Source organism: Streptomyces sp. 150FB (assembly GCF_000818195.1).
Lineage (GTDB): Bacteria > Actinomycetota > Actinomycetes > Streptomycetales > Streptomycetaceae > Streptomyces.
In genome coordinates, this window is sequence record NZ_JTHL01000001.1 from 9,529,067 (window position 1) to 9,554,569 (window position 25,503).

At 69.5% G+C, this 25,503-nt stretch carries 19 protein-coding genes; 13 read left to right on the plus strand and 6 right to left on the minus strand.

Translation table 11 applies throughout. The features are described from left to right. The first annotated feature begins 46 nt into the window (after nt 1–46). From QR77_RS40720 to QR77_RS40760, 9 genes are all read left to right on the plus strand, one after another. On the plus strand, nt 47–1,405 hold the full coding sequence (locus QR77_RS40720; RefSeq protein WP_078877713.1) for an ADP-ribosylglycohydrolase family protein: 1,359 nt from the start codon (nt 47–49) through the stop codon (nt 1,403–1,405). Continuing rightward, nucleotides 1,402–2,406 (plus strand): nucleoside hydrolase, encoded by a 1,005-nt coding sequence (locus QR77_RS42680; protein WP_052489479.1) that lies wholly within the window; start codon nt 1,402–1,404, stop codon nt 2,404–2,406. The genes QR77_RS40720 and QR77_RS42680 overlap by 4 nt, the downstream gene beginning before the upstream one ends. 34 nt (nt 2,407–2,440) lie before the next feature. After that, the gene (locus tag QR77_RS40730; RefSeq protein WP_052489480.1) at nt 2,441–3,817 is read left to right on the plus strand and encodes an extracellular solute-binding protein; all 1,377 of its coding nucleotides are present in this window, start codon (nt 2,441–2,443) and stop codon (nt 3,815–3,817) included. Nucleotides 3,818–4,044: 227 nt separating this feature from the next. Beyond that, a complete protein-coding gene (locus QR77_RS40735; protein WP_040026924.1) occupies nt 4,045–4,905 on the plus strand; it encodes a sugar ABC transporter permease in 861 nt (286 codons plus the stop codon). 2 nt (nt 4,906–4,907) lie between these two features. Next, on the plus strand, nt 4,908–5,759 hold the full coding sequence (locus QR77_RS40740; RefSeq protein ID WP_040026925.1) for a carbohydrate ABC transporter permease: 852 nt from the start codon (nt 4,908–4,910) through the stop codon (nt 5,757–5,759). Next, a complete protein-coding gene (locus QR77_RS40745; RefSeq protein WP_052489482.1) occupies nt 5,756–6,634 on the plus strand; it encodes a ribokinase in 879 nt (292 codons plus the stop codon). The genes QR77_RS40740 and QR77_RS40745 overlap by 4 nt, the downstream gene beginning before the upstream one ends. 198 nt (nt 6,635–6,832) lie before the next feature. Continuing rightward, the gene (locus QR77_RS40750) at nt 6,833–8,665 is read left to right on the plus strand and encodes a hypothetical protein (RefSeq protein WP_040026928.1); all 1,833 of its coding nucleotides are present in this window, start codon (nt 6,833–6,835) and stop codon (nt 8,663–8,665) included. A gap of 176 nt (nt 8,666–8,841) precedes the next feature. Further along, on the plus strand, nt 8,842–9,987 hold the full coding sequence (locus tag QR77_RS40755; RefSeq protein WP_040026929.1) for an alkene reductase: 1,146 nt from the start codon (nt 8,842–8,844) through the stop codon (nt 9,985–9,987). Continuing rightward, a complete protein-coding gene (locus QR77_RS40760; RefSeq protein WP_236711026.1) occupies nt 9,984–11,486 on the plus strand; it encodes an aldehyde dehydrogenase family protein in 1,503 nt (500 codons plus the stop codon). Before QR77_RS40755 ends, QR77_RS40760 begins: the two co-directional genes overlap by 4 nt. Nucleotides 11,487–11,533: 47 nt before the next feature. Here QR77_RS40760 and QR77_RS40765 read toward each other — a convergent pair whose 3' ends face one another. The 3 genes from QR77_RS40765 to QR77_RS40775 form a co-directional block, all read right to left on the minus strand. Beyond that, nucleotides 11,534–12,538: a HEAT repeat domain-containing protein gene (locus QR77_RS40765; protein ID WP_040026930.1), complete on the minus strand. Its 1,005-nt coding sequence runs from the start codon at nt 12,536–12,538 to the stop codon at nt 11,534–11,536. A gap of 6 nt (nt 12,539–12,544) precedes the next feature. Further along, complete coding sequence (locus QR77_RS40770; protein ID WP_040026932.1) at nt 12,545–13,213, minus strand: HEAT repeat domain-containing protein; 669 nt, start codon at nt 13,211–13,213, stop codon at nt 12,545–12,547. Between the two features lie 99 nt (nt 13,214–13,312). Next, nucleotides 13,313–14,206: a cyclase family protein gene (locus QR77_RS40775; RefSeq protein ID WP_040026933.1), complete on the minus strand. Its 894-nt coding sequence runs from the start codon at nt 14,204–14,206 to the stop codon at nt 13,313–13,315. Nucleotides 14,207–14,837: 631 nt separating this feature from the next. Here QR77_RS40775 and QR77_RS40780 point away from each other — a divergent pair. The 3 genes from QR77_RS40780 to QR77_RS40790 all read left to right on the plus strand — a co-directional run bounded on the left by QR77_RS40780 (nt 14,838) and on the right by QR77_RS40790 (nt 18,842). Continuing rightward, the gene (locus QR77_RS40780; protein ID WP_160311015.1) at nt 14,838–15,857 is read left to right on the plus strand and encodes a sugar ABC transporter substrate-binding protein; all 1,020 of its coding nucleotides are present in this window, start codon (nt 14,838–14,840) and stop codon (nt 15,855–15,857) included. Nucleotides 15,858–15,886: 29 nt separating this feature from the next. Further along, nucleotides 15,887–17,368: a sugar ABC transporter ATP-binding protein gene (locus tag QR77_RS40785; protein ID WP_201778871.1), complete on the plus strand. Its 1,482-nt coding sequence runs from the start codon at nt 15,887–15,889 to the stop codon at nt 17,366–17,368. Nucleotides 17,369–17,471: 103 nt separating this feature from the next. Continuing rightward, nucleotides 17,472–18,842, plus strand: coding sequence for an ABC transporter permease (locus QR77_RS40790; RefSeq protein ID WP_052489484.1), 1,371 nt, complete (start codon nt 17,472–17,474; stop codon nt 18,840–18,842). Between the two features lie 111 nt (nt 18,843–18,953). Here QR77_RS40790 and QR77_RS46305 read toward each other — a convergent pair whose 3' ends face one another. Both QR77_RS46305 and QR77_RS44595 read right to left on the minus strand, forming a co-directional pair. Next, a complete protein-coding gene (locus tag QR77_RS46305) occupies nt 18,954–20,531 on the minus strand; it encodes a right-handed parallel beta-helix repeat-containing protein (RefSeq protein WP_052489485.1) in 1,578 nt (525 codons plus the stop codon). Next, on the minus strand, nt 20,528–21,730 hold the full coding sequence (locus tag QR77_RS44595; RefSeq protein ID WP_150130523.1) for a hypothetical protein: 1,203 nt from the start codon (nt 21,728–21,730) through the stop codon (nt 20,528–20,530). Before QR77_RS44595 ends, QR77_RS46305 begins: the two co-directional genes overlap by 4 nt. A gap of 339 nt (nt 21,731–22,069) precedes the next feature. On the opposite strand from QR77_RS44595, the gene QR77_RS40800 reads away from it, so the two are divergent. Next, on the plus strand, nt 22,070–24,043 hold the full coding sequence (locus QR77_RS40800) for an ABC transporter ATP-binding protein (protein WP_201778909.1): 1,974 nt from the start codon (nt 22,070–22,072) through the stop codon (nt 24,041–24,043). Between the two features lie 131 nt (nt 24,044–24,174). Here the strand turns inward: QR77_RS40800 and QR77_RS40805 are convergent, their stop codons facing one another. After that, nucleotides 24,175–25,500 carry an amidase family protein gene (locus QR77_RS40805; RefSeq protein WP_040026935.1) on the minus strand — a complete coding sequence of 442 codons (1,326 nt, stop codon included), beginning with the start codon at nt 25,498–25,500 and terminating at the stop codon, nt 24,175–24,177. Between the last annotated feature and the right edge of the window lie 3 nt (nt 25,501–25,503).

Genomic DNA, 25,503 nt, shown 5'->3' on the forward strand with positions numbered 1-25,503 from the left:
GGCCGGACAGGGCCCGGCCACCGCACAACCCAAGGAGCTCCTCCCCGTGCACGATGTACTCGACCTCCGCGATCTCGTCCCGGACGAGGCTGAGCAGCTCACTCACTCCGGCTATGACGCCGGGGGACTGCTCGCCGAGGCCCGTGAAGCGGCCGCCCGGTCGGACACGACCGCTCTGATCGCCATCCGCGGACGGTTCGCCCGCCTCTCACGATCGGCCGACTGGCCGTACGACGAGCCCTCCGAACCGGAAGCGGTGTGGGCCACACTGCCGGCCGCCTCCGAGCCCGACGGCGAGGCGCCGGCCGACGTGGCCGAGCGCATCGAGGGCGCTTGGCTGGGACGTTGCATAGGCAACACCATGGGCAAACCGGTCGAAGGGCTGACCGCGGACGAGGTCGCGCTCTATCTGGAGGCCGTCGGCCAGCAGCCCCAAGTGGGGTATCTGCCTCTGCTGGACCCGCTTCCGGCGGGCGTGAGCCACCTGCACGAGTCGGCCCCGTACGCGTCGGCCGGGCGCTTCGACGCCGTACCGCGCGACGACGACCTGGACTGGACCATCCTCGGGCTGCATCTCCTGGAAACCTACGGTGACCGGATGACGACGCAGGACATCGCCCGCGAATGGCTGGACCGCATCCCCTTCACACAGACCTTCACCGCGGAGCGGGCCGCCTACCGCAACCTCGTGTCCGGCCACACGCCGCCTGCCACGGCGACCGTCGACAATCCCTATCGCGAATGGATCGGCGCACTCATCCGCACCGACGCCTACGGCTACGTCCACCCCGGCCGCCCCAGGGCGGCCGCGCGCCTGGCCCTCAGGGACGCCCGGCTCTCGCACACGGGCAACGGCATGTACGGCGCCATGTGGTCGGCCGCGCTCATCTCCGGCGCCCTGGTCGCTTCCCGCCCTTCCGACGCGCTGCGTGCCGCACTCGACGTACTGCCGCCCGGCTCCCGCATGTACGAGGCACAACGTGCGCTGCTGGCCCTCGCCGACACCGGCGCCGAGGCGGCCGAGGCCCTGGCCTGGATCCAGCACCATCTGGGTCACTACAACTGGGTTCACACGGTGAACAACGCCGCCACCATCGCCGTCGCACTGCTCTGGGGGGAAGGCGACTTCGTACGCAGTATCGCCCTCGCGGTCAGCGCGGGAAATGACACCGACTCGACCGCCGCCACAGTCGGCAGCGCCGTCGGAGCGCTCTGCGGCCCCTCGGCCGTGCCGGAGCGTCTCGTCGCTCCGACCGGAGGGGTGGTTCGCAGCGCGGTACGCGGCTTCGACCGGATCACCGTGGCGGAGCTCGCCCGGCGTACCGACGAGGTCCGCCGCTCACTCACCGCCGGTGCGGCCGCACCGGCCGGACACACTGTTTCGAAGGAAGAGGTGGCGCCATGACCACTCCCCGCAGGATCGTCATCGACACCGACCCCGGTCTGGGTGAGCCCGGCTCCGACATCGACGACGGACTGGCCATCGCGCTCGCCCTGCGTTCACCGGAATTGCGGGTGGAGGGTCTCACCGTCGTCAACGGCAACGTCGAGGTCGACGCCGGTGTGGATGTGGCGCGCCGGCTCACCCGGCGGATGGGCCATCCCGAGCTGCCGGTCCTCCGTGGTGCCGACCGCCCGCTGCTCAGGGACATGGCCCCGGTGCGCGCCCTGTTCGACGACGTCATCGGCGACCGGCCGACAGCGCCCGGCGCGACCGCCGACCGGCTCGGGCCGACCAGTCCGCAGCACGCGGCGCAGTACCTCGTGGACATCACCGCCGCACATCCCGGTGAGATCACCGTGGTCGCGATCGGCCCGATGACGAACCTCGCGCTCGCCCTCCGCCTGGACCCCGCCTTCGCGCGGAACGTGGCCGAGATCGTCATGATGGCGGGCTCGGCCACCGGCTACGCGCAGAACATCACCGTCGTCGGTGACTTCAACGCCTACGTCGATCCCGAGGCGCTCGCCATGGTCCTCGCCAGTGGAGCGCGGATCAGGATGGTCGGCATCGACCAGACCTCCCAGGTCCGGCTCACCCGGGCCGACGCCGCGGTGCTCAGGGGCGGCGACGCCTTCGGACAGTGGGCGGGAGAGTGCGCCCTGGCCTGGATCGACTTCCTCGGCAAGGCGTTCCCCCAGCGGGAGGAGCACCGGGACGCGTGCTTCCTGCACGATCCGCTCGTCGTCGCCGCGGTGATCGACCCCGGGCTGCTGACCTGGGAAGCAGCCCACGTCGCCATTGATCCCGGCAGCGAGCTGGCCCGCGGCCTCGTGATCGCCGACCGCGGACTGGCACTCGCCCCTGCCGCGCCGCCCAACGCCTCGGTCGCCACCCACACCGACACCGCGGGCTTCGGCCGGCTCTTCCTGGAGCGTGTCACCGGCGAAGCGGCCACCGACTGACTCGTACCACCGATGACCGTCAGAGAGGACTGTCATGAAGATCTCCCGCACACTCCGTCAGGCCGGGGCCTTCCGTGCCCGCCGTGGCGCCGCTGTGACAGCGGCGATAGCGGCTGTCGCCATGCTCGCGGCCGGCTGCGGCTCAAGCTCCGGCACGAGCGCGCACTCCCCGTCCGGCCTGGTCCCGGACAGCCGGCTCAAGGACCCCACGTCCCCGGTGACCATCACCTACGCCGGGGCCGCGTACTCCGCGGCGGACATCAAGCCGGTTCTGGACGCTTTCCACAAGGCACATCCGAACATCACCGTCGATTACCAGTCGGTGCCGTTCGACCAGTTCAACAGTGTGCTCAGCACCCGCCTCAGTCGGCGCGACAGCAGCCTGGACCTCTTCGACGTCGACATGCCGCGCACCGACGCCTACGAGGCCCGCGGCTGGCTGACCGACCTCAGCGCCGCCTTCCCCCAGCTCTCCGGCAAGGTGGACAAGGCCTCACTGAACGCGGCCACCAGTGACGGCAAGCTCGTCGCGATGCCGTACCAGACGTCCAGTCAGCTCCTCTTCTACAACAAGAAGCTGCTGAAGAAGGCGGGAATCCCCTTCCCCTCCGACAAGGCCTCCGCCCGGCTCACCTGGGAGAAGGTCGCCGACGAGGGGAAGAAGGCCCAGAAGGCCGGAGCGAAATGGGGCCTCCTGTTCGACCAGGTCAACCGCTACTACCAACTGCAGCCCCTGGCCGAGAGCCTGGGAGGTGGCTCCGGGGCCACCGGAAAGGGCAACCTGACGCCGGCTTTGCAGAATGCCGGCTGGACGAAGGCGATGACCTGGTACAGCTCGCTCTTCAAGGACGGCATCTCACCGCGTGGAATCCCCGTCGCGCAGACGCCCGACATGTTCGCGGGCGGGCAGGTGACCTTCTTCGCCGGCGGGCCCTGGTGGGCCGGCCAGTTCGCCGGTGAGAAGAACCTCGACTTCGGCGTCGCCGCGTATCCGGACTTCGCCGGGGGCAAGGCGGTCACCCCCACCGGGGGATGGTCGCTCGGCCTGAACCCCGCGAGCAAGCACGCACAGGCAGCCGAGATCTTCATGAAGTACATGGGACTCGACGACGGTGGCTACGCCCAGCACATGTCCGGGCTCACGGTTCCGCCCTCCAACACCGTCGGAATCCAGCGCTTCTACCAGCAGCCGGTCTTCAGCGACCCGCGTATGGCCGGAGCCGTCGACCTGACCAAGTACGAACTGGCGCACACGTCGGTGCTGCGTGCGCGCACCGCTGGGTACGTCGAGTTCGAGGACACACTCAGCCGCACCTTCGAGGACATCTCCAACGGTGCCGCGCCGAGCACCGCTCTCGCCTCCGCGACGAGCACGATCAACCAGGCGTGGGCCAAGTACCGGCAGCAGTAGTGCTGGCCGGCGGCCCCTGCCTCCACCCTGACAGACCGACCGGCCCGGGAGGACGAACCCGGACCGGCGGGAGGGACGCCTTTACCATGAGCACGATTCCCACCACGCCGTCCTCCGGCCACCAGGTCAGGAGCTCTCCGCCCACCGGCCGCGAACACACCGCGCCAGGGGAAAGCACGCCCAGGTCCGGCGTCCGCCGAGGAGCCCCGCGCACGCGGCGGCGTACGATGCGCGACGCCGCCACGGCGGCGCTGTTCCTCGCACCGGCCCTGATCCTCATCGTGGTCCTGCGACTGGTACCCGTTGTCCAGGCGGTCGGCGACGCCACGCACTCCAGCCTCCCCGGAAGCACCCTTCCACCGACGTGGGTGGGGTTCGACAACTTCACGGCCCTCTGGCACTCACACGCCTTCTGGACCTCGGTACAGCAGACCCTCCTGTTCAATGTGATCGTCAATCCGCTGCAGATCCTGGCCGCCCTCGTGCTCGCGGTCCTGCTGACCCGTAACCTCCCCGCTTCCGGCCTGTGGCGCACCATCATCTTCCTGCCCGCCGCGGTGCCGATGACGGGATCCGCCGTCGTGTGGGGGATCGCCCTGCGGCCCGACGGGCCGGTCAACGCCGTACTCGGGGGAGTGGGAATCGGTCACCAGCCGTTCCTCACCAGCCCCCACCAGGTCGTCGCGAGCCTGATCCTGATCGCCAGTTGGATCGGCGTCGGCTACTGGATGATCTTCCTCATCGCAGGCATCAACGACATCCCCAAGGTGTACTACGAGGCCGCCGAGATCGACGGCGCGGGCCCCCTGCGGCGCTTCTGGTCGATCACACTGCCTCAACTGCGGCGGCCACTGCTCTTCGTGCTCGTCGCTGACACCGTCTCCAACTTCGTTCTGTTCGCCCCCATGCAGATCCTCACCAACGGCGGACCCGAGCAGAAGTCCGACTTCCTCATGTACGACATCTTCCACAACAGCTTCGACCTCGCGGACCCGCACACCGCGGCAGCAGAACTGCTCGTCCTGCTCCTGCTGATGATCGTCATCGTCGCGGTGCAGTTCCGGCTGCTGGGGAAAGCAGAGGACTGAACATGAACCACTCCATGGGTCACCCTTCACGCACCGGCCGCATCGCGCTCACCACGCTCGCCGTGCTCGTCTCCCTCGCGTTCCTGCTCCCCGTGCTCTGGCTGCTGGCCAGTACGTTCCGGAGCTCGACGGAGACCTTCGCGGACAGCGGCTCGCTCAACTGGCACGTTCTCTGGCCCCGAAACTTCACCCTCCACAACCTGGCGACCACGTGGGACAGCGGGTTCGCGCGCAATCTGACGAACTCCGTGGTCGTCTCGGCCGTGACGGTCGTGTTCGGCATCGGCATCTCGGCGCTCGCCGCCTTCGCTCTCGCGGTGATCGAGTTCCCCGGCCGCAAGATCGTCTTCGGACTGGTCGTGCTGAGCTTCCTCGTACCGTTCGAGGCGATCGCCATTCCGCTGGCCCGGACGTTCACCGACTGGCATCTGACCGCCAGCATCCCGGCACTGGTCCTGCCGGGGCTCGGCAACGGACTGGCCGTCTTCACACTGCGCCAGTTCTTCCTGGGTGTGCCCGGGGAGCTCGCCGAGGCGGCGCGCGTGGACGGGGCCGGATGGCCGCGGATCTTCAGCCGCATCTACTTGCCGCTGGCCCGGCCGGCCCTGATCGGAACAGGCCTGATCCTGTTCCTCTTCCAGTGGCAGGCCTACCTCTGGCCCATCCTGGTGACCAGCGACGATCAGGACGACGTCGCGCCTGTGTCCATCGCCAAGACCTTCAACGCCTTCAGCACCGACTACGGAAGGGTCTTCGCCGAGACAGCGGTGCTGGCCGTCATCCCGGCGATCATCCTGCTCGCCCTCCAGCGCTACTTCGTCGCCTCCGTCGCCAGCACAGGGAGCAAGAATTGACCCCCCGTACGCCCTCCAGCAACGGGCAGGCCGTCGTCGCGGTGGTGGGCTCGGCCAACCTGGACCTCGTCGCACACGTCCCGCACCGGCCGGCACCCGGTGAGACCGTGCTCGGCAGCGGCTTCGAGCAGCACCCCGGGGGAAAGGGCCTCAACCAGGCCCTGGCCGCGGCCCGGGTGGCACCCACCGCCTTCGTCGGTCTCCGGGGCGACGACGACGCCGGAGATCTCCTTCTCGCCGCCCTGGTCAGGCACGGTGTGGACACGACCCGTTTCGCGAAGTCCGCCGGTGCCAGCGGGCGCGCGCTGATCACGGTGACACCCGACGCCGAGAACAGCATCACCGTACTGCCCGAGGCCAACAGCCGCCTCACGGGTACGGATGTCACGGCGGCGCTCGACGCCCTGCGGCCCTCCCTGGTGCTCAGCCAGCAGGAGATCTCGTCGGCCGCGCTGACCGCCGGGGCCCGATGGGCGTCGCTGAACGGTGCGCGCTTCGCGCTCAACGCCAGTCCCAACGGCCCGCTCGACGAATCGGTCCTCCGCGCGGCCGATCCGCTCGTCGTCAACGAGAGCGAGGCCCGGCAACTGACCCGCGACGGCGCCGATCCGCGGACCACGGCACAAGAGCTGGCGCGCAGGTCGCGCAGCGTCGTTGTGACGCTCGGCGGCGCGGGATGCCTCGTCGCGTGGCAGGGCCGGCTGGAGCACGTGCCGGCGCCGAAGGTGACGCCCGTCGACACCACAGGAGCGGGTGACACCTTCGCCGGCGTACTCGCCGCCCACCTGGTCTCGGACATGGCACTCGTCGAGGCCGCGGCACTGGCCACCGAAGCCGCCGCATCAGTGATCGTCACGGCGCGAAGCGAACGCTGAGCAGGACGGGCCGCGTCGAGCGCACGGCCGCCCCGGTCCGACCACAACAGACGGCCCGCGACCTCACACGTGAAGTGACAGGGCCCGGCCCGGAGTTACTCCGTACCTCCCCACGGCTCGCGTGTGCCGGATCTACGGGACGAACGGCCGTATCAGCGATATGGCCCAGCAGCGATACCCACAGAGAGGTGTTGTGTCTTGTTCCCTCACTCCCACGCTCCGACCAGGCCCTGGTCCCGACGCGCGGCGGAAGCAGCCGCTCTGATCTCCGGAGTCGTCCTCCTCGGCTTCTCTTCCGGCGCCGGCCCGGCACTCGCCACTCCCTTGCACGCGCAGGCCGGCCGCATCTTCTACGTGGACGCGGGGAGCGGCAACGACCAGGCCGCAGGGACCGCGCCGACCGCTGCCTGGAAGAGCCTCGCCAAGCTCAGCACGGTCACCTTCCAGCCGGGCGACACCGTCGAGCTGCACCGTGGCCAGACCTTCACCGGCAGCTCCGTCATCAACGGATCGGGCAGCGCGGCCGCTCCCGTCACCATCACCGCTTACGGCACGGGTGACGCGCCCACACTGGCCAATCCCGACGGCTGGAACATGCTTCAGGTCCAGGCGCCGCACGTCACGGTCGAGAACCTGAGGTTCGCCGACGGGGTCGTCTTCGACAACAGCGACGGCCAGGGCATCACCGGACCGAAGTACGAGCTCAGCGGCGCCATAGCGATCACGGAGGACGGAACCGACGCCGTCGTCCAGAACAACGAGTTCACCCAGGTCGGTGTCGGTGTCAAAACGTACGCGACCAACACACTGGTCCAGGGCAACAACTTCCATGACCTCAAGATCGCGTTCCGTGGCACGGACTCCGGCAGCGAGACCTCGTACGGCGCCATCGGTGTGTCGATCGACAACAGCGGTGCGACGGTCACCCGCAACCGCTTCGTCAACTGCCGCTCGACGGACAGCCCGTACGGGGCCGACGGCGGCGCCGTCGAGATCGAGGGCTTCGCGCATCCGAAGAACGACATCAGCATCGACCACAACACCTCGATCGGCTCACAGGGCTTCACCGAGGTGACCGAGACCACCACCGCCGATGTGCGTCTGACCTACAACATCAGCGACGACTACCAGCAGTTCCTCGCCTTCGACACCACCACGCACCCCGACGGTTACCTGGCGGCGCACAACACGATTCTGCGCGACCGGGGCGATGACCAGAACCTGTTCGCCATCTACTTCTACCGCGAGTCCGGACCGGCGGCGCAGGATTCCTGGCTCACCATCAGCAGCAACGTGATCGACATGAGTTCGGGAGCCGTCCTCCACGACCACCCCTGGCCGCACGACCACAACGTCATCCACGGGACGCTGGGCGACGCACCGGGCACCGGCGACATTCTCGGGGCCCCGCAGTTGGCCGACCCTGCGGACGGCGACTACACGCCGGACGCCACGAGCCCTGCCGTCGACAACGCCGGCCCGGCCCTCGACCCGCGTGACGTCCTCGGAAACCCCTCGACCGTCGGCCTCGGCCCTGATTGCGGAGCCGTCGAGAGGCAGGACACGCCCCACGCCGGAGCCGACATCCTCAAGGACGGGGGATTCGAGCAGGCGAGCTCGATCACCTCCACCTCGACGCCCTGGTACTCCGAGGGAGCCTCGGCGTACGGCGTGGACAGCGGAACCGGAACAGCGCATTCGGGGAGTCACGACGCCTGGATCTCCTCGACGCAGGCCAACGCCTGGGGGGCCGTCAAGCAATCGGTCCCGGTCACTGCCCACACCCGCTACCGGCTCACCGTGTGGGTGCAGAACTCCGGCAACATCGAGCAGGGCTGGCTCGGGGCCAAGGCCCCGGACGGAACCGTACTGAGCGAGATCGAGCACGGGGCCGCGTCAGCCTACGAACGACTCGTCCTCACTGTCGACAGCGGCGAGAACACCACCCTGATCGTCCACGCGGGGTATTACGCCCCGTCCGGATCGGCATGGGAACGCGTCGACGACGTATCGCTCCAAGCGCTGAGCTGACGGCTCTCGGAACGGGTGTGTGTCCGCTGTCGGCGGGCACACACCCGCACAGCTATCACTGGGCCTGCTATCACTGGGCGTGCTGCGGGTTATGAAAATGAATCGTTGGACGTGATGCCTCGCGGATGTGACGGTGATTGACGTCAAGACATGACGTGTCACCCGAGGAGTCCCAGATGTCGCTTCCCCCGCAGGCGGACGAACAGCCGTTGATGCGTCCCTACGATCTTGGTTCTGTGCGTCTGCGGAACCGGATCGTGATGGCGCCGATGACCCGAGCGCGCGCCGCCAACGCGGAACTGGCCCCGATGGCGCTGCACGGCGAGTACTACCGCCAGCGGGCCGGCGCGGGACTGATCGTGACGGAGGGTACGTGGATCAGCACCGACGCGATCGGCGCCGTCAACGTGCCCGGCCTGTACAGCGAGGCGCAGGTCCAGGGCTGGGCGGCCGTGACCGAGGCGGTGCACGCCGAGGGCGGGGCCGTATTCGCGCAACTGGCGCACACCGGTTCGTCCTCACACCCGGACTTCCGGGGCGGGGAGCTGCCGGTCGCACCGTCCGCGGTCAATCCGGGCGGCAAGGTCTTCACGCCCGGCAGCGGTTTCACCGACACGGTGACGCCGAGGGCGCTGACGGCCGACGACATCGCCGGCATCGTCGAGCAGTACCGGACGGCCGCCGCCAACGCGCTGCGGGCCGGCTTCGACGGTGTGGAGGTGCATGCCCAACGCGGGTATCTGATCGCTCAGTTCCTCAACCCGGCTCTCAACCTGCGTACCGACGGCTACGGCGGGAGCGCCGGCAATCGGGCCCGGTTCCTGTTCGAGGTGCTGGACGCGGTGACCGGCGTGTGCGGACCGCACCGGGTGGGCATCAAGTTCGCGCCGCACCAGGCGATCAGCACCGACCATGTCTCACCCGAGATCCTGGCCGGGCACGCGTACGTCGCCGAACGCCTCAACGACCACCCCCTTGCCTACCTGCATCTGATGATGACGCGCCGGCCGAACGAGACGGTCACGCCTGAGCAGCGCGTCGAGTCCCTGGCCCAGTTCAGGCCGCTCTACCGCGGCACACTGATCGCCAACGCGAGCCTGGACCAGAACACCGGGAACGCCCTGATCGACGAGGGCCTGGCCGATCTGATCTCGTACGGGCAGCCGTTCATCGCCAACCCCGACCTGCCCGCGCGCTTCGCCGGTGGCCTCCCGCTGTCCGAACCCGACCGCGACACCTTCTACCAGGGCGGCGCGAACGGCTACACCGACTACCCGGCGGCCGACCGCCTCGCCGACGGCATCGTGGGCGGTGTCAAGTGACGGCCATCGTTCGGCATCCGCACACCACCGTGACCCGCTGGTCCTCGACGGCCGAGACGGACCGGTTCGTGGTCGACAATCCCGCGACCGGACGCCCCGCGACCATCATCCAGGGCGCCGGCCCGGCGGAGGTCGACCAGGCCGTCCGTACGGCGCACGCGGCCCACCTGTCCTGGCGGCAGCGTCCAGCGCGGGAACGCGGCGCGTATCTGCGGAAGATCGCCGAGACCGTACGGGAGCACGCCGACGAGCTCGCCGAGCTGGAGACCCTCGAAATGGGGAAGCAGCTCGCCACGTCCCGCGAGTTCGACCTCGAAGCGGCCATCGCCGAGTTCGAGTACTTCGCCGGCCTGGTCGAGGTACTGCCCAGCCAGGCGCGGGACTACGGCGCCTACCTGGACGTGACCACCCTGGAGCCGTACGGGGTGATCGGCGCCGTCGTACCGTTCAACTGGCCCCCCATCCACACCGCAGGAAAGATCGCGCCCGCCCTGGCGGTCGGCAACGCGGTGGTGGTGAAGCCGCCGGAGCAGACACCGTCGGTGGTGCTCCGCATGGTGGAACTCATCGCCGAGGTGCTGCCCGACGACGTGGTGCACGCGGTGGCGGGCGGCGGGGCGGTCGGTGCCGCGCTCGTCGGCCACGAGCTGGTGGCCAAGGTGTCGTTCACCGGATCACCGGCCACCGGTTCGGCCGTCCTCAGGACGGCGGCGGACAACCTCACACCGTCACTGATGGAGCTGGGCGGGAAGAACCCGCTGCTGGTCTTCGAGGACGCGGACCTCGACCAAGCGCTGCTCGCGGCGATCGACGGCGGCTACTTCAACCAGGGTGAGGCGTGCACGGCTTCGTCGCGACTGCTCGTGAGCGAGGCCGTCCACGACGAGTTCACGGCCCGCCTGGCCGTGGCGGTCGGCCGGCTGGTCGTCGGCGACGGGTCCGCGCCGGCCACCGAGGTCGGACCCATGGTCACCAGGGCCCAGCAGCAACGCGTCCTGGAGTACGTACGCATCGGGCAGTCCGAAGGGGCCAGGATCGTGGCGCGGGCCCCACTGCCGGACGACCCCTGGCTCGCCGACGGGTTCTACGTCGCCCCCACGTTGTTCACCGACGTCACTCCCGACATGCGAGTGGCGACCGAGGAGATCTTCGGTCCGGTGGTCACGGTGACGCGCTTCCGCGACGAGGAAGAGGCCGTACGTATCGCGAACGGCACCCCCTTCGGACTCGTCGCCGGCGTGTACACGCAGGACACGGACCGGGCCCTGAGGGTGAGCAAGCAGATCCGGGCGGGCGTCGTGACGGTCAACAACTACGTACGCGCCGCGATCGGGAGCCCCTTCGGCGGCGTCGGCGCCAGCGGCTTCGGACGCGAGCACGCACCCGAGACCCTCGGCGAGTACGGCTACAGCAAGACCGTCCGCCTCGCCACTCGGCGCACCGAACTCCCCGTCTGGGACGCGGCGGCCCGCACCGCTGCCGACGGAGCGACCCGATAGTCGAGCAGTCGACTGACGCCGTGGTCGGAGCGCCCAGGAAAGATCCGTCATCGTGCGTCGCGTATCCCGAGAATGTATGTGGCAGTGAGCGCGACGGCACGGTCTTCGTCATGTGACAGATCGGCGAGGGCACGTGACGTCGTGGCTCCCGGGATGTCCGCGAGCGCCTGTGTCAGCCGTCGACGTGCGGACGACTCAACTGCGTTGTGGGCGAGGCAGTCAACGAGCCCCGTAGCGATCTGATCCGCCAACGCGGGATCACTCGCCAGCGCGCTCAGCGCGTCGGCGGCATCGACGTCATTCGTCTCCTCGACGACCATATCGATGAGCGTCGGGACCGCGGCCGCCACTCCACGTACCCCGAGCGCCAGAGCCGCGTACCTGCGGACCACGACGTCGGGATCGGTGAGAGCATCCCGCAGCAGTGCGGTCGCCTCGCCGTTCGGAATCTCAACGATGGACTGGACGGCACGTTTCCGGACCTCGGCCACCGGTGAGCCGAGGCCCTCAGCGAGCAGGGCCAATCCGCCATCGCCCGTGTGCGCCAGAGCCCATCGAAGGGCCCCCGCGACGTTGGGGTCCGTCTCGCGCAACACCGCCTCGACCAGAGCCTCCACCGATCCCGGGATGTCTTCGACGGCGGACAAGGCGGCGCGTTGGCGCGTCGCGGCGTTCTGTGATCCCAGCGCCTGGAGAAGTGCGACGATCTGGAGGACGTACTCCCAGTCGGCGGGTTCCGCGGCACCGATCCGGCGGAGCCGGGTGAGCAACTCCGTCTCAGCCGCGATGCGTTCTCGCGTCTGGCGGATGAGGTCCTCCACAAGCTCCGAGGGCCTGAAGCCGGGATCATCCAGCGCGCGCCCGACTTCACGCAGCGACAAGCCCAACGACCGCAGGCTCTCGATATGGAAGATCCGCCGGATGTCCTCGCTGGAGTACTCGCGATAGCCGGAGTCGGTACGACCCGTTGGCCGCACCAGGCCGAGCGACTCGTAGTGCCTGAGCATGCGGGCGCTGACCCCGGACTCTCGTGCCACATCACCGATCAACACTGCCCATCACCCCTCCTGGCCGGCCATGTCGAGGGCTACGACGCGCTTCGCCTCCTCGATCGCGAACTCGAATCCGGCATCCGGGTCACGCGACAGCCGTTCGGTGGCGATCGCGTGCTGATGCGAGCGAGGGTCGAGATCCGTCATCGCGGCGCGCAGCGTCGGCATGATCACCTCACCGAGCGCGATCAACGCCCGGCTGAGGCTCAACTGTGTCTCCCGTTCGCCGCGCCCGAGCTGTGTTCCCAACACGCCGGCCAACTCGGGTTCTTCACCCTCAGGTACGAGCACGACCGCTGCCCGCCAGGCGCTCCGCGCCACCTCGTCGTCGGCATCGGTCAGAAGCGCCCGAGTGATCGCCGGCCACGCTTGCCGATCCCCGATCTTGGACAGTGTGTGCAACGCCTGGCTTCGTGCCTGCGCGCGCTCAGAGCCAAGTTCATCGATGAGCTTGGGGACCGTCACCGATGACGCGTGGCGGGTGAGTGCCCACGTAAGCATCTCGCGTACATAGAACTCCGGCTCGATCGCGCATCGTTCGATGAGCTTGTCGATGAACCGCGGATCCGGGGTCGTGCCGACCGCCAGCGCTGCCTGCAGCCGGATCGACGAACCGCGGTTCTCCAGCGCCTGGAGAGCTCGGGTCGTGTACGTGTCCTCTTGCGGCATGGTCATCGGGACCACCTCCTTGGCCACAGTGAAGCCCTTGTCACTGTGTCAAGGTCAAGCGGAGCCACACCTGGAGATGGCCAGGCATCAGCCCCCTCCGCGCCCTCAGAACAGGCAGACAGGGTTCACCGGCGACCCCGTACCTCCTGGAACGCGCAACGGTCCCACCATGAGAAGAAATTCATTCGTCTCCAACTCGGCGCACACCGAGACGAGTTCATCGATGCGCGGGCAGTCGAGCAGGACAAGGCCCATCGCCACGAGGCCGACTTGATGCAGCGGAAGCGACAGCCGCGAACTCGGCCCGGGAATCTGGTCGACGCAGTCACCGCTGTACACCGCGATCTGCTTGTCGTGCAGCCACGGGAGGCAGCTCGCGTCCACCCCGGCACGTACGTCCGGGTCCTCGACGCCTTGCTCGGCCTCGCGGCGCGCCAGACCGACATGGACGAACACGGCGTCGCCCGGTTCGACAGCCGTACCCGAAAGCGCCTCCGCGTCGGAAAGATCCTGGGCCGTCACCGCCTCACCGGGTTCGAGATATGGCACACCGCGCACCGCCGCCACATCGAGCAGGACGCCACGCGTCACGATGCCGTCGCGCTGGGCATGGACCGACCCGGATCGCAGACCGGTCGGGTGCAGCACGTCCGATGCCCGCCGGCCGTTGTACGCCTTCGCTTCGAAGAAGACGTGGGTGATGGCGTCCATGTGCGTGACGGCGAAGCCGTGGGTGGCCAGTTCGATACTGTCGAGAGCCGACTGGGGCGGGTCGGCGTCGAAGAGCATCCGGTGGACCAGGGGATTTGAGTTGAGCCGGTCGCTCCTGGTCGAGAGGTCCCGGCCGATCGATACGTTCCGCCCGTGCCGCACCAGCCGCGCGGCACGGAGGCGCTTGTCGTCGGTGATGTGGTTGAGGGTCCCCAACTCGTCATCGGGGCCCCACATCCCCGTATTGGAGCAGCGCTCGAAGAGGGCATCGATCTCGTCGTCCGTCATGGACTGTTTCCCTTCGACTGATGCGCGGCATATGGAACAGCGGCTGCTCGGCCAGAACTCCGAAAATAACAAATCTCGACGTGGTGCGAATTGTGTGCGCCGGTTCGGTGATGTGAAACAAACCAGATCGCCTTGCGCCCGGAGAGCGGGTCAACCTCTTGTCGGGACATTCTAGTCAATCGTTTGACTGGATGAAGTCTAGGATCGCCGGACGACCCGGTCAAGGGCCGCGGCTCACTCGCCACCGGGGTCGGCCGCATCGCTGGTGACTCCTGCGCCACGGCGTCGACTGCCTCCGCCTCCCGGCCGGCCTCTTCGTGCGCGCCGGGAGGGGGTCGCCTCCGCGCTCCTCGTGCGAGGCCGCGCGGCGCCCTGCGAGAGTCCGGCAGGCGCTCGCCCCGCGCCGACGTCGTGCGAGCGCCCGGGCGCGGTCGCTCCGCAGTCAGTTTCGGCAAGGGTATTGCACCCGCCCCAAGCGGCTCTTATGGTGCAGTCAAACGATTGACTCAAGCGTTTGAACGACCAGCAGCCCCCAGTGTCGAGGACCGCGCGGCCTTCCACTGACGCCGTTCGTCAGCGGTGTTCCCTGACGATTTCCACTCTCTTCGTGCGTGCAGACAGGAAGAACACAGTGAACGGATCAATCCGAGGCCGGCGCGTCCGGACGGCGGGCGTGGCGGTCGCACTGCTCGTCGCGGCCACCGCCGGGTGCACGGTGACGACGGCGTCCGGTTCGGGCGCCGCCGCCCCGTCCGCCGAGGCGAAGGGCGCCTCCCTCACCATCGGCCTGGCGAACCAGCAGGAGTCGGTGACCTTCCCCGCCGCGATCGCCAAGGGCGCCAAGGACAGGGCCGCGAAGCTGGGGGTCAAGCTGATCGACCTGGACTCGCAGGGCGACCAGGCCAAGCAGGCGAGCCAGGTGCAGGACCTGGTGGCGCAGAAGGTCAGCGGAATCCTCCTGGTACCGCTGTCGCCGGGGCCCGCACAGGCGCTGGTCGACCAGGCCGACACCGCCGGTATCCCGGTCGGTACGGTGCACGGATACGTCGGCGCCGACCGTCAGGCGGACGACCCGTACCAGAAGCTGAGGTTCGTCCTCGACGAGAACGAGCTCGGAGCCGGCGCCACCGCCGGACAGATGGCCCTCAAGGCGTTGCCCTCCGGCGGCCAGGTCGCCGTCATCGCTGGCGCGCCCGGCTTTGTCGAGAACACCACCCGGGTCACTCGGTTCAAGGCCGCGCTCGCCAAGGCCGGCGCGGGCAAGTACAAGATCGTCGCCACCCAGCCGGGCAACTGGACGAAGCAGGACGGCCAGTCCGCCTGCCAGAACATCCTCGCGGCCAGCCCGAAGGTCGGGCTCTTCTACGCCATCTCCGACGACATGGCCGTCGGCTGCGCCTCCGCGGTGAAGTCCGCGGGCTCGCACGCCAGGATCATCGGGGTCGGCGGCTCGAAGAGCGGCATCGCGGCGATCAAGTCCGGTGCGGTGTACGGGACCGTCTGCGACAAGCCGTACGACGAGGGCGCGATGGCCGTGCAGATGATGCACGACACGCTCACCGGCAAGCTCACGGGCCCGGCGAAGACCACGTTCTACGACACCCCCGGCATCACCTCCGCCAACGTCTCCACCTGCACGCCGCAATGGTGACCCGGCAGACGGAGACGCCAGGTCGGCCGGTGCTGTCGGTCACCGACGTGCACAAGGTCTACCCGAGCGGGACCCGCGCCCTGCGAGGCGTGTCCCTGGATGTCCTGCCCGGCACGGTGCACGGGCTCATCGGCGCCAACGGCGCCGGCAAGTCGACACTCATCAAGATCCTCTCCGGGGTGCAGACCGCCACCAGCGGTACGGTCGCCTGGCGCGGCGAGCCCGTCGTCTGGACCAGTCCCGCGCAGGCACTGTCGGCAGGCATGGGAGCGGTCCACCAGCACACCCCGCTGGTCGACTCCCTGACCGTCCTCGACAACATCTTCCTCGGGCGCCACGAATCCGTCCGGTGGCAGGCCGGGCGCCGTACGGAAGAGCTGGGCGTGCTCTGCGACCGCATCGGCTACCACCTCGACCCGCTCGCCCCCGTCGGCCGACTGTCCATCGGCGCCCGGCAGATGGTCTCCATCCTCCAGGCGCTGGCCCGCGATCCGGCGCTCGTCCTGCTGGACGAACCGACCGCGGCCCTCTCGCCCGCCGAGCGGGACATCCTCTTCCGCTCCGTCCGCCGGCTGCGCGACCAGGGCACCACCTTCGTGTACGTCTCGCACTTCCTCGACGAGATCCTGGAGCTGACCGACCACCTCACGGTGCTGCGGGACGGCGCGGTGGTCGTGGACGCCCCGACCGCCGACACCGGCAAGGACGAGCTGATCACGGCGATCGTCGGGAAACGGCTCGCCCGGCTGGAGGAACGGCCGCACACCAGGGACGTCCCCGAAGCCCAGCCGCTGCTCGCGGTCGAGGAACTGAGTTCAGAGGGCCGGTTCGGCCCGTTGAGCCTGGAGATCCGTGCGGGCGAAGTGGTGGGGGTGGCCGGTCTGCTGGGCAGCGGCCGCACCGAACTCCTCGAAGCGATCTTCGGCGCGGACCGGTCCGCGAGCGGCCAGGTGAAGGTCGCGGGCCGGCGGGTACGGGGCCGCTCCCCGCATGCCTCCGTCCGGCGCGGTCTGGCGCTGGTCCCCGAGGACCGTTCGCGCCAGGGCCTGCTGCCGGAGTGGGAGATCTGGCGCAACACCTCCCTGCCGTACCTCTCGGGTCTCTCCCGCCGGCGGCTGGTGCCCGACCGGGCCCGCGAGCGTGCGCTCGCGGGCCGGGCGCTCGCCGATCTCGGCATCGCGGCGCCCTCGATCGACGCGCCGGTCGGTGAACTCAGCGGCGGCAACGCCCAGAAGGTCGTCTTCGCCAAGTGGCTGTACGGCCCGGCGCGGGTCTTCCTGCTGGACGAGCCGTCCGCGGGGGTCGACGTCGGCGCCAAGGCCGACATCATCCAGCTCATCCACGGCCTGGCCGACGCGGGCCACGCGGTCCTGATCGTCTCCTCGGAGTTCGAGGAACTGCTCGGGGCGTGCGACCGGGTGCTGGTGATGCGCAGGGGACAACTGATCGCCGAACGCCACGTGGCTGCGACCGACCTGCACGAGCTCACCGCTCTGGCGAGTGGCCTGTGAGAGCGGCGAGAGCACACGCGATGAACAGAGCAGTGGGATCAGCGGTCAGCGGGATCAGCGGGATCAGTGGGATCAGCGGACAGTTCAGAAAGGCGAACGGATCATGACCTCCGGTACTGACAACGAGGCGGGCCGGCCGCCGGGCAAGGGCGCGGCAGGCGTGCGCCGTGCGCTGTCGCCACGTTCCGCCGGGGTGGTCTACGCCCTCGTGGCGCTGGTGGCGGTACTCACCATCACCTCGTCCGCACAGGGCCGCCCGGCCTACCTCAGCGACGTCAACATCAGCAACATCCTTGACCAGTCGGCGCTGATCGGCATACTCGCGATCTTCATGACCGTCGTGCTGATCACGGGCAACTTCGACCTGTCCGTCGCGTCCACCGCCGCCCTGTCGGGCACGGTCGCGCTCAAACTGGTGGACGCCCACGGGGTGGTGGTGGCGCTGGTCGCCGCCCTGCTGACCGGGATCCTGGTGGGGCTGATCAACGCGGTCCTGGTGCAGAAGGTCGGTGTCAACGCGTTCATCGTGACGCTCGGCACGCTCACCGCCGTACGGGGTGTCGTGCAGGCGATCCTCGACGGGCAGAGCATCACGGCCACCCGCACCTCCCTCCACACCTTCTCCACCGCACAACTGGCCTGGCACCGGACTCCGGCACTGGTCGTCGGGGTGCTGCTGGTGGCGGTGGCCGTCCTGCTAGTGGTCCGCGCGGGGCGCACGAGCAGTGCGGGCCGTACGAGCGGAGCCGACGGTACGGGTGGCGGCGGCCCGGCCGTCAAGATCTCGGGCACCGCCGTCGGGCTCGCGGTCGCCGGACTCGCCGTGGTGGCGGTCAGCGCCTTCCGGCCTGCGCTGCTCAACCAGACCGTACCGGTGTGGATCATGCTGGCGCTCGCGCTGCTCACCGGCGCCGTGCTGCGCTACACGGTGGTCGGGCGGAATCTGTACGCCGTGGGCGGCAACGCGGAGGCGGCCCGGCTCTCCGGGATCAACGTCGACCGCTACAAGATGTCGGCGTTCGTGCTGAACGGCGCGGTGGCCGCGGTGGTCGGTGTGCTGTACGCGGGCAAGTTCAACTCCGTCGACCCGACCGTGCTGACCGGCGGGGAACTGACCGTCATCGCCGCTGCCGTCCTGGGCGGCACCTCGCTGTTCGGAGGCTCGGGCTTCGTCTCCAAGTCGGTTGCGGGCACGCTCATCCTGTTCACCCTGAGCAACGGCTTCAACGTCCTCAACATCGGCTCGAACTACCAGAACGTGGTGCAGGGGAGCGTCCTGGTCGCGGCCGCCGCCCTCTACACGGCGTCGAGTTCACGCGGCCGTTCCTTCCTGCGGTCCCGCTGGTCGGCACGGCGCGGCGGCGGGGGCCGCCCCGAGGGCGGAGCGGGAACGGAGCACGAGCCCTCCCTCGCGGGGACGGAGGACGGACCGGCGCTGAAGCTCCCCGTGGCGCGGGCCCGGGCTCACGACTGAGGGGGAGTTACGACGACGGGGCGGCGGCCGTACCACCCCGGACGATCACGAGGAAACTGCCGGGCGGCCCCATGCGGGGCCGCCCGGCAGTCCACGGTTTCCTGTACGGCGTCAGCCGGTCACGGGTTCCCCGTTCAGGGCGTTGCCCTGCGCGTCGTTGAACTCGATCTGTCCGATGTCCGCGTTGGTACGCGGATCACCGTTGAGTGTCTCGGCCTCGACCGTGACGCGCACGGTGTCGGCGGTGAGCGGTGTGGTGAAGGTGAAGGGCACGTCCGGGGCGGTGTTGTCGGTGACCTGGCCGGCCGGTGTCGGTGCGTCAGAGCCGTTCGCCGTGGTGAGCGAGACGTGTCCGAGGGCCAGACCGTCGAGACGCCGTGCCCGTACGACGACCTTGCCCAGTGTCACCGGGTGGTCGAAGCGCACCTCGATCCAGTGCGGCATCGCGGTCTCGGCCGACGACCAGAAGGTGTTCAGCTTCCCGTCCACCGCGTTGTACGGGTAGAAGCTGGTGTTCCAGAACGCCTCGTCGTCCATGGAGTCCGCCGTCACGGACTTCAGCGGCAGTCCCGAGGGGCCGCTCACCCGCCCGGCTCCGGTCTCCACCGTGGTCTCGGCGAGACTCGCGCCGGCGGGTGCGACCGCCGTGAGGAACGTGGAGGAGAGGACCGTGGTCGTGGCGGCCGGTGTCGAGCCGAAGAAGGCCTTGCTGCCGGTGGAGAATCCGGTGCCGACGATCAGGGTCTCGGTGGGCTGGTCGACCGTACCCGTACGGGGACTCATGGACGAGATCGTCGGTGCGCCGGCAACGGCGAGGTGCTGGTACGCGGGCTGGAGCCCGGCGTTGCTCAGGATGTCGGACGGCATGTCGGCGGGGGCCGGGCGCAGCGGGAGTTGGGTGTTGTCGGAGTACTGGAGGTCCACCGGGGCCAGGCACGGGTACTGGGAGATGGGGTCCGCGTGGTAGTTGCCGGTGAAGCGGATGTGCCCGACAGGGGAGCAGCCGCCGTTGCCGTACGTGTTGTTGAACTCGATGTTGCGGGTCCAGGTGATCCACTGGCTGCCGATGTCGTTGTACAGCGTCAGCCCGCTGCTCCGGTCGTCGTAGACCACATTGCCGGTGGCCTTCGTCCCGTGCGCGAAGCTCGCCTCCTCGTCGACGCTGCCGTCGGCCTTGCGCAGGGTCTCGCCCTGGTGGCCTTCGAGATAGATGGCGCCGCCGTCCGCGAGCACGGTGTGGTAGTCGTGGACGAGGTTGTCCGCGATGGTGTTGTCGGCATTGATGTTGGACGTGAGGTCGGGGTGGTCGGCGGTGTCCAGGTGGCCGGCGTTGACCCCGCTGTCGATACCGTCCCAGGAGACGTTCGCGATCTCGTTGTGGGCGACGGTCGTTCCCCGGCTGTAGAAGAGCTGGATGCCGTCGGCGCCCGGGTACTCCACCCCGATGTCGTGGATGTAGTTGTTCTCGATCCGGTTGTCGGTGTTGATCTCACGGTCGGTCTCGCCGACGTCGGAGGGGTGCGCGTCGTCGGTGGACCCCAGCATCAGGCCGATGCCGGAGATGTCGGTGAACTCGTTGCCCTGGACGAGCGTCCGCCGGCTTCCGAAGGCGACGCCGAGTCCGGCCGCGCCCAGACGCGTGAAGGTGTTGTCCTCGATCACCACGTCGCGGGCGGCCCGCCAGGTCACGGCGGCCGGTCCTGGGCGTTGGCGCCGAAGGGGCAGGTACCTGCGGGCACGGTGAAGCCGCAGGTGCCCTGCGGCTTCACCTTCTGGTCCCCGGTGATGCGGACGTTGGCCTGGATCTCGGCGAAGCCGTTGTCGCCGCTCGGGTCGAGCCAGGTGGCGTCGGCGAAGGTGAGGCCGCGCAGGACGATGTCGTGCACCGGCTTGTCCAGGGTGCCGTGGCCCGAGACCAGGGTCTGGAGGACGGGCGCCTCGACGTCCGCGTGGTTGGGATCGGTCCCGGCCGGCGGGATGTACGAGACGGTGTGGCGCGTGGTGTCCGGATACCACTGGCCGGGGTGCAGCAGCTCGTACGCGTTCTCGATCCGGGTCGGCTTCGCGTCGGCTGCCAGGTCGGGGAAGTAACTCGGGGCCTGGGCCGGGGGCTTGGGGCGGTCGGTGACGTTGTCCCAGCAGGGCCGGCGCATCGTCAAACGCGTACCCCGGATGTCCTTGACCCGGCAACGGCTCTCGGACCAGGAGCCGTTGCCGCCGGTGAACACGAACTCGACGTCGGAGGGGTTGCGCCACTTCGCGTACGTCGAGTCGGCGGCGGTGTAGCCGCCCGCCGAACGGGTGAGATCGACCGGTGCGGGGCCCTGGGCGACCGGTATCCGCTTGCCGTCGACGTAGAGCTGGCGCGTGCGCAGGGAGGCGGGGACCTCCGCGGTCCAGATGCCGCGCGCCGGGTCGGTCTTCTGCCAGCCGGTGATCGCCCGGCCACCGCTGAGTACGGGGTGCGCGCCGGGCGCGGGCTGCCACACAACTCTGTGGCCGTTGCTGCCCGAGTCTGCGGACGTGAGGTCCAGCGGCTCGTCCAGCCGGTAGGTGCCGTTGGCCAACTCCACGACCAGGTCGCCCTTGAGGTCGTCGTTGAGCGCGCGGACCCGCTTCTGCGCGCCCTCCACCGAGCAGGGGCGGGAGGCCGAGCACCTGCTTCCCCCGCCGCGCGGGGCGGCGTGCAGGACCTGGGAGGGCCGCGCCTGGCTTCCGGACGTTGCCTGGGCGAGGGCCGGGGCAGCGGGCGAAGCTACGGCCGCCTCGGGTGCGACGAGGCCCGCGAGGAGCAGTACACCGGCCGACAGTCCGACGAGCGGACCCGTCCACGGACGTCTCCCGCGCGGATGGGCCGTATGAGTGCGATCTGTGTGGGGGCGAGGCATGAAAGTCCCTTCCTCGGGGGCGACATGGGGGCGCGGGGTCCCGGGACCTGGCGCGCGACGCGGCACACCTTGATGGAGTCAATCGATTGCCTGACGGTATCTCCGCACCCCATCGAGGGCAATGCTCATGCGTCAGCCTTCTACAGGCCGCTTTGGGTGGTTGACCCTGATCGGCGGAAAGCCCCGGCGTCGTACCTCTCGGGGCAATCGTTTGATTCGTAAAACGGCCGCCCTCGACCGTCAGTAGTCGGCGAGCGGGAACGCGAAGCCGTGCCCGGGGCCGCGGCCAGGTGAGTTGACCTCAAGGCCGCTTCAGGTTCTACGGTTCCTGTCATGAGTATGGAGTCCACAGCCTGGACGCAGTTGCACAACGTCATGTACGCCCGGTCCGAGCGCCCGCCGTTCGCCCGCGCCACCCTCCGAGGCATCGCCGGTTTCGCCCGGCCGCACCGCCGCCGCATCATCCAGTTCGCCCTGCTCGGTGTCGCCACCGCGCTGCTCGCGGTCGTGACACCCGTCCTGGCAGGGCGTGTTGTCGACGCGATCGTGTCCGGCGGCGATGAGCGGCTCGTGGTCCGGCTCGCCCTGCTTATCGCGCTCATCGCCCTCGCCGAAGCCGGCCTGGGCCTGCTGGGCCGCCGCCTCTCCGCCACCCTCGGCGAGGGGCTGATCCTGGACCTGCGGACAGCGGTCTTCGATCACGTCCAGCGCATGCCGGTCGCCTTCTTCACCCGTACCCGTACCGGCGCCCTGGTCAGCCGGCTCAACAACGACGTGATCGGCGCGCAGCGCGCCTTCAGCAACACGCTCTCCGGTGTCGTCAGCAATGTGGTGACACTGGTGCTGACCCTCGCCGTGATGCTCACGCTCTCCTGGCAGATCACGATTCTCGCTCTCGTCCTGCTGCCCGTGTTCGTGGTGCCCGCGCGCCGGATGGGCCGTCGTATGGCGAGGCTTCAGCGGGAGGCGGCGGACCTCAACGCCGCGATGGGCAACCGGATGACCGAGCGGTTCTCGGCGCCGGGCGCCACCCTGATCAAGCTGTTCGGGCGGCCCGACGACGAGTCGGCGGAGTTCGCGGCGCGGGCCCGCAGAGTACGGGACATCGGGGTCCGTACGGCCATGGCGCAGTCCACGTTCATCACCGCCCTGACCCTCGTCTCCGCCCTCGCCCTGGCGCTCGTCTACGGGCTCGGCGGCTCGTACGCCCTGCGCGGCAGCCTCGACCCCGGCGCCGTGGTCGCGCTCTCCCTGCTTCTCGTCCGGCTGTACGCGCCGCTGACCGCGCTCGCCGGCGCGCGCGTCGAGGTGATGACCGCGCTCGTCAGCTTCGAGAGGGTTTTCGAAGTCCTCGGTCTCCAGCCCCTCGTCGCCGACAAGCCCGACGCGGTGCGGGTTCCCGAAGGGCCGGTCTCCGTCGAGTTCGACGACGTGCGTTTCGGTTACCCCTCCGCCGACAAGGTCTCTCTCGCCTCGCTGGAGGAGGTCGCCGCGCTCGACACCCGGGGCGGCAGTGAGGTGCTGCACGGAATCTCGTTCCGCGCCGAACCCGGCCGGACCGTCGCCCTCGTGGGCTCGTCGGGCGCGGGCAAGTCGACCATCGCGCAACTCCTCCCGCGCCTCTACGACACCGACGAGGGCGCCGTCCGTATCGGCGGTGTCGACGTACGCGACCTGTCCTCCGAGTCCCTCCGCGCCACACTGGGCATGGTCACCCAGGACGGTCATCTCTTCCACGAGTCCGTCCGCGAGAACCTGCTGCTGGCCCGGCCCGGAGCCACTGACGACGAGCTGTGGAACGTCCTGCGCCGGGCCCGCCTCGAGACCCTCGTCCGGTCACTTCCGGACGGACTCGCCACCGTCGTCGGCGAGCGCGGCTACCGGCTCTCCGGCGGCGAACGCCAGCGTATGACCATCGCCCGGCTGCTCCTCGCCCGCCAGCGTGTCGTGATCCTCGACGAGGCGACGGCGCACCTCGACAACACCTCAGAGGCGGCGATCCAGGCGGCGCTGGCCGAAGCTCTGGAAGGCCGTACCGCCGTCGTGATCGCGCACCGGCTGTCCACCGTACGGGCCGCCGATCTGATCCTGGTGATCGAGGACGGCCGGATCGTGGAGCGGGGCACACACGACGAACTGCTCCGCGCGAACGGGCGGTACACGGAGCTGTACCGCACCCAGTTCGAGGAGGGGACGCCGGACGGGGACGTCGCGCACGACCGGGATCCCGGGAAGCCGGAGCCCGTTGACCTCCCGCCTCGTGTGGACCTCGGCGCGGGGGACACCGCGGAGGTCGCGCCCGCCGCCGGATAGGTCCGGGGGGCGCGGTGGGGTCGATGCCGGAAGGTACGTTCCCGCCCCTCAGGGCGGCGGCCGCGATCGGCATCTGGTGGTCGATGGCGGCCCCGCCCGGAGCCCGCTGCGGGCTCCGCTGCCGAACAAGCTCAGCGGGGTGCGGTCAGGGGCCAGGGGGCCAGCCTTTCGAGTTGTGCCGCCACGGCCAGCAGCCGCGCCTCTCCGCCGGGAGGCGCTACCAGTTGAACGGCCAGAGGCAGTCCCGAAGGGTGCTGTCCGGCCGGGACGGACATGGCCGGGCAGCCCGCCAGGTCCCACGGTCCCAGGAAGGGCGTGAGCCGAGCAGCCGGCACGGCATTGGCGAGCCAGCCCTTCGTGCTCCACTCCTCCGCCCTGGGAGGCAGGGTGGCGAGCATCGGGGTCACCAGGACATCGTGGTCGGCGAAGAAGGCCTCGGCGCGGGCGATCCACGCCCGCTTCGGGCCTTCTCCGCCCAGCCCGGCCCGGCGCAGCAGCGCTCCCGCCCGCAGATGGCGGTGGGTCCGCGGCTGGAGTCGCTTCCAGGCCAGCGCCTCCGTCGGCCTGCCCGGTCCGGCGAGCCAGCGGGTCAGAAGGGCCGGTGAGATCCGGCCGTACTCCGGCGTCGCCTCGGTAACGCTGTGGCCGGCTCCGCGGAGGAGTTCCGCGGTGCGGCCGACGGCCGCGACGAACTCCCGGGGGACCTTCCCCTGGCCGCCTGGCGGTTTGACCGACGTAGCGACGCGCAGAGCACCGGCCTCGGAGATCCGTGCCAGTTCCGGCCTGCCGGCGAGCACGGACAGGAGCAGGGCGGCGTCGGTGACGGTCGTGGCCAGAGGACCGTACGAATGCATCCCCGACCAGTCCGAAGAGTCGGCGGAGGGCACGGTTCCGGTACCTGGCGTCACGCCGACCAGTCCGCAGATCGCCGCGGGGGAGCGGACCGAGCCGATCGCGTCCGTACCCAGTGCGAGCGGAACGAATCCAGCAGCCACGGCGGCCGCACTGCCCCCGGAGGAGCCTCCGGCGGTGTAGTCCGTGTTCCAGGGGTTGCGGACGACCGTCCCGGGAATGTCGCTCATCGGCCACAGGCAGAGTTCCGGCACATGAGTCAGCCCCACGATCACGGCACCGGCTGTCCGCAGACGTCCCACGATGTCGCTGTCGGAGGTAAAGGTCTCCCGGCTCCCGGCCTGAGAACCCCATCCCGCGTACTCGCCCGCGACCGCCACGACATCCTTCACCGCGACCGGTACCCCGGCCAGCGGGAGTACCCCGAGATCGGCGCGCTCTTCGAGCTCACGAGCCTCGGCGACGGCTTCCGTGTCCCGCACCCGCCGGAACGCGACGATCTGCTCACTGCCGAGGGCGATCCGGTGCAGAGCGTCCTGGACAGCGGCCACGGGAGCAAGGTCCCCGGCCCGGACCGCCTGGGCCAGATTCGCGGCAGTAATCATGCC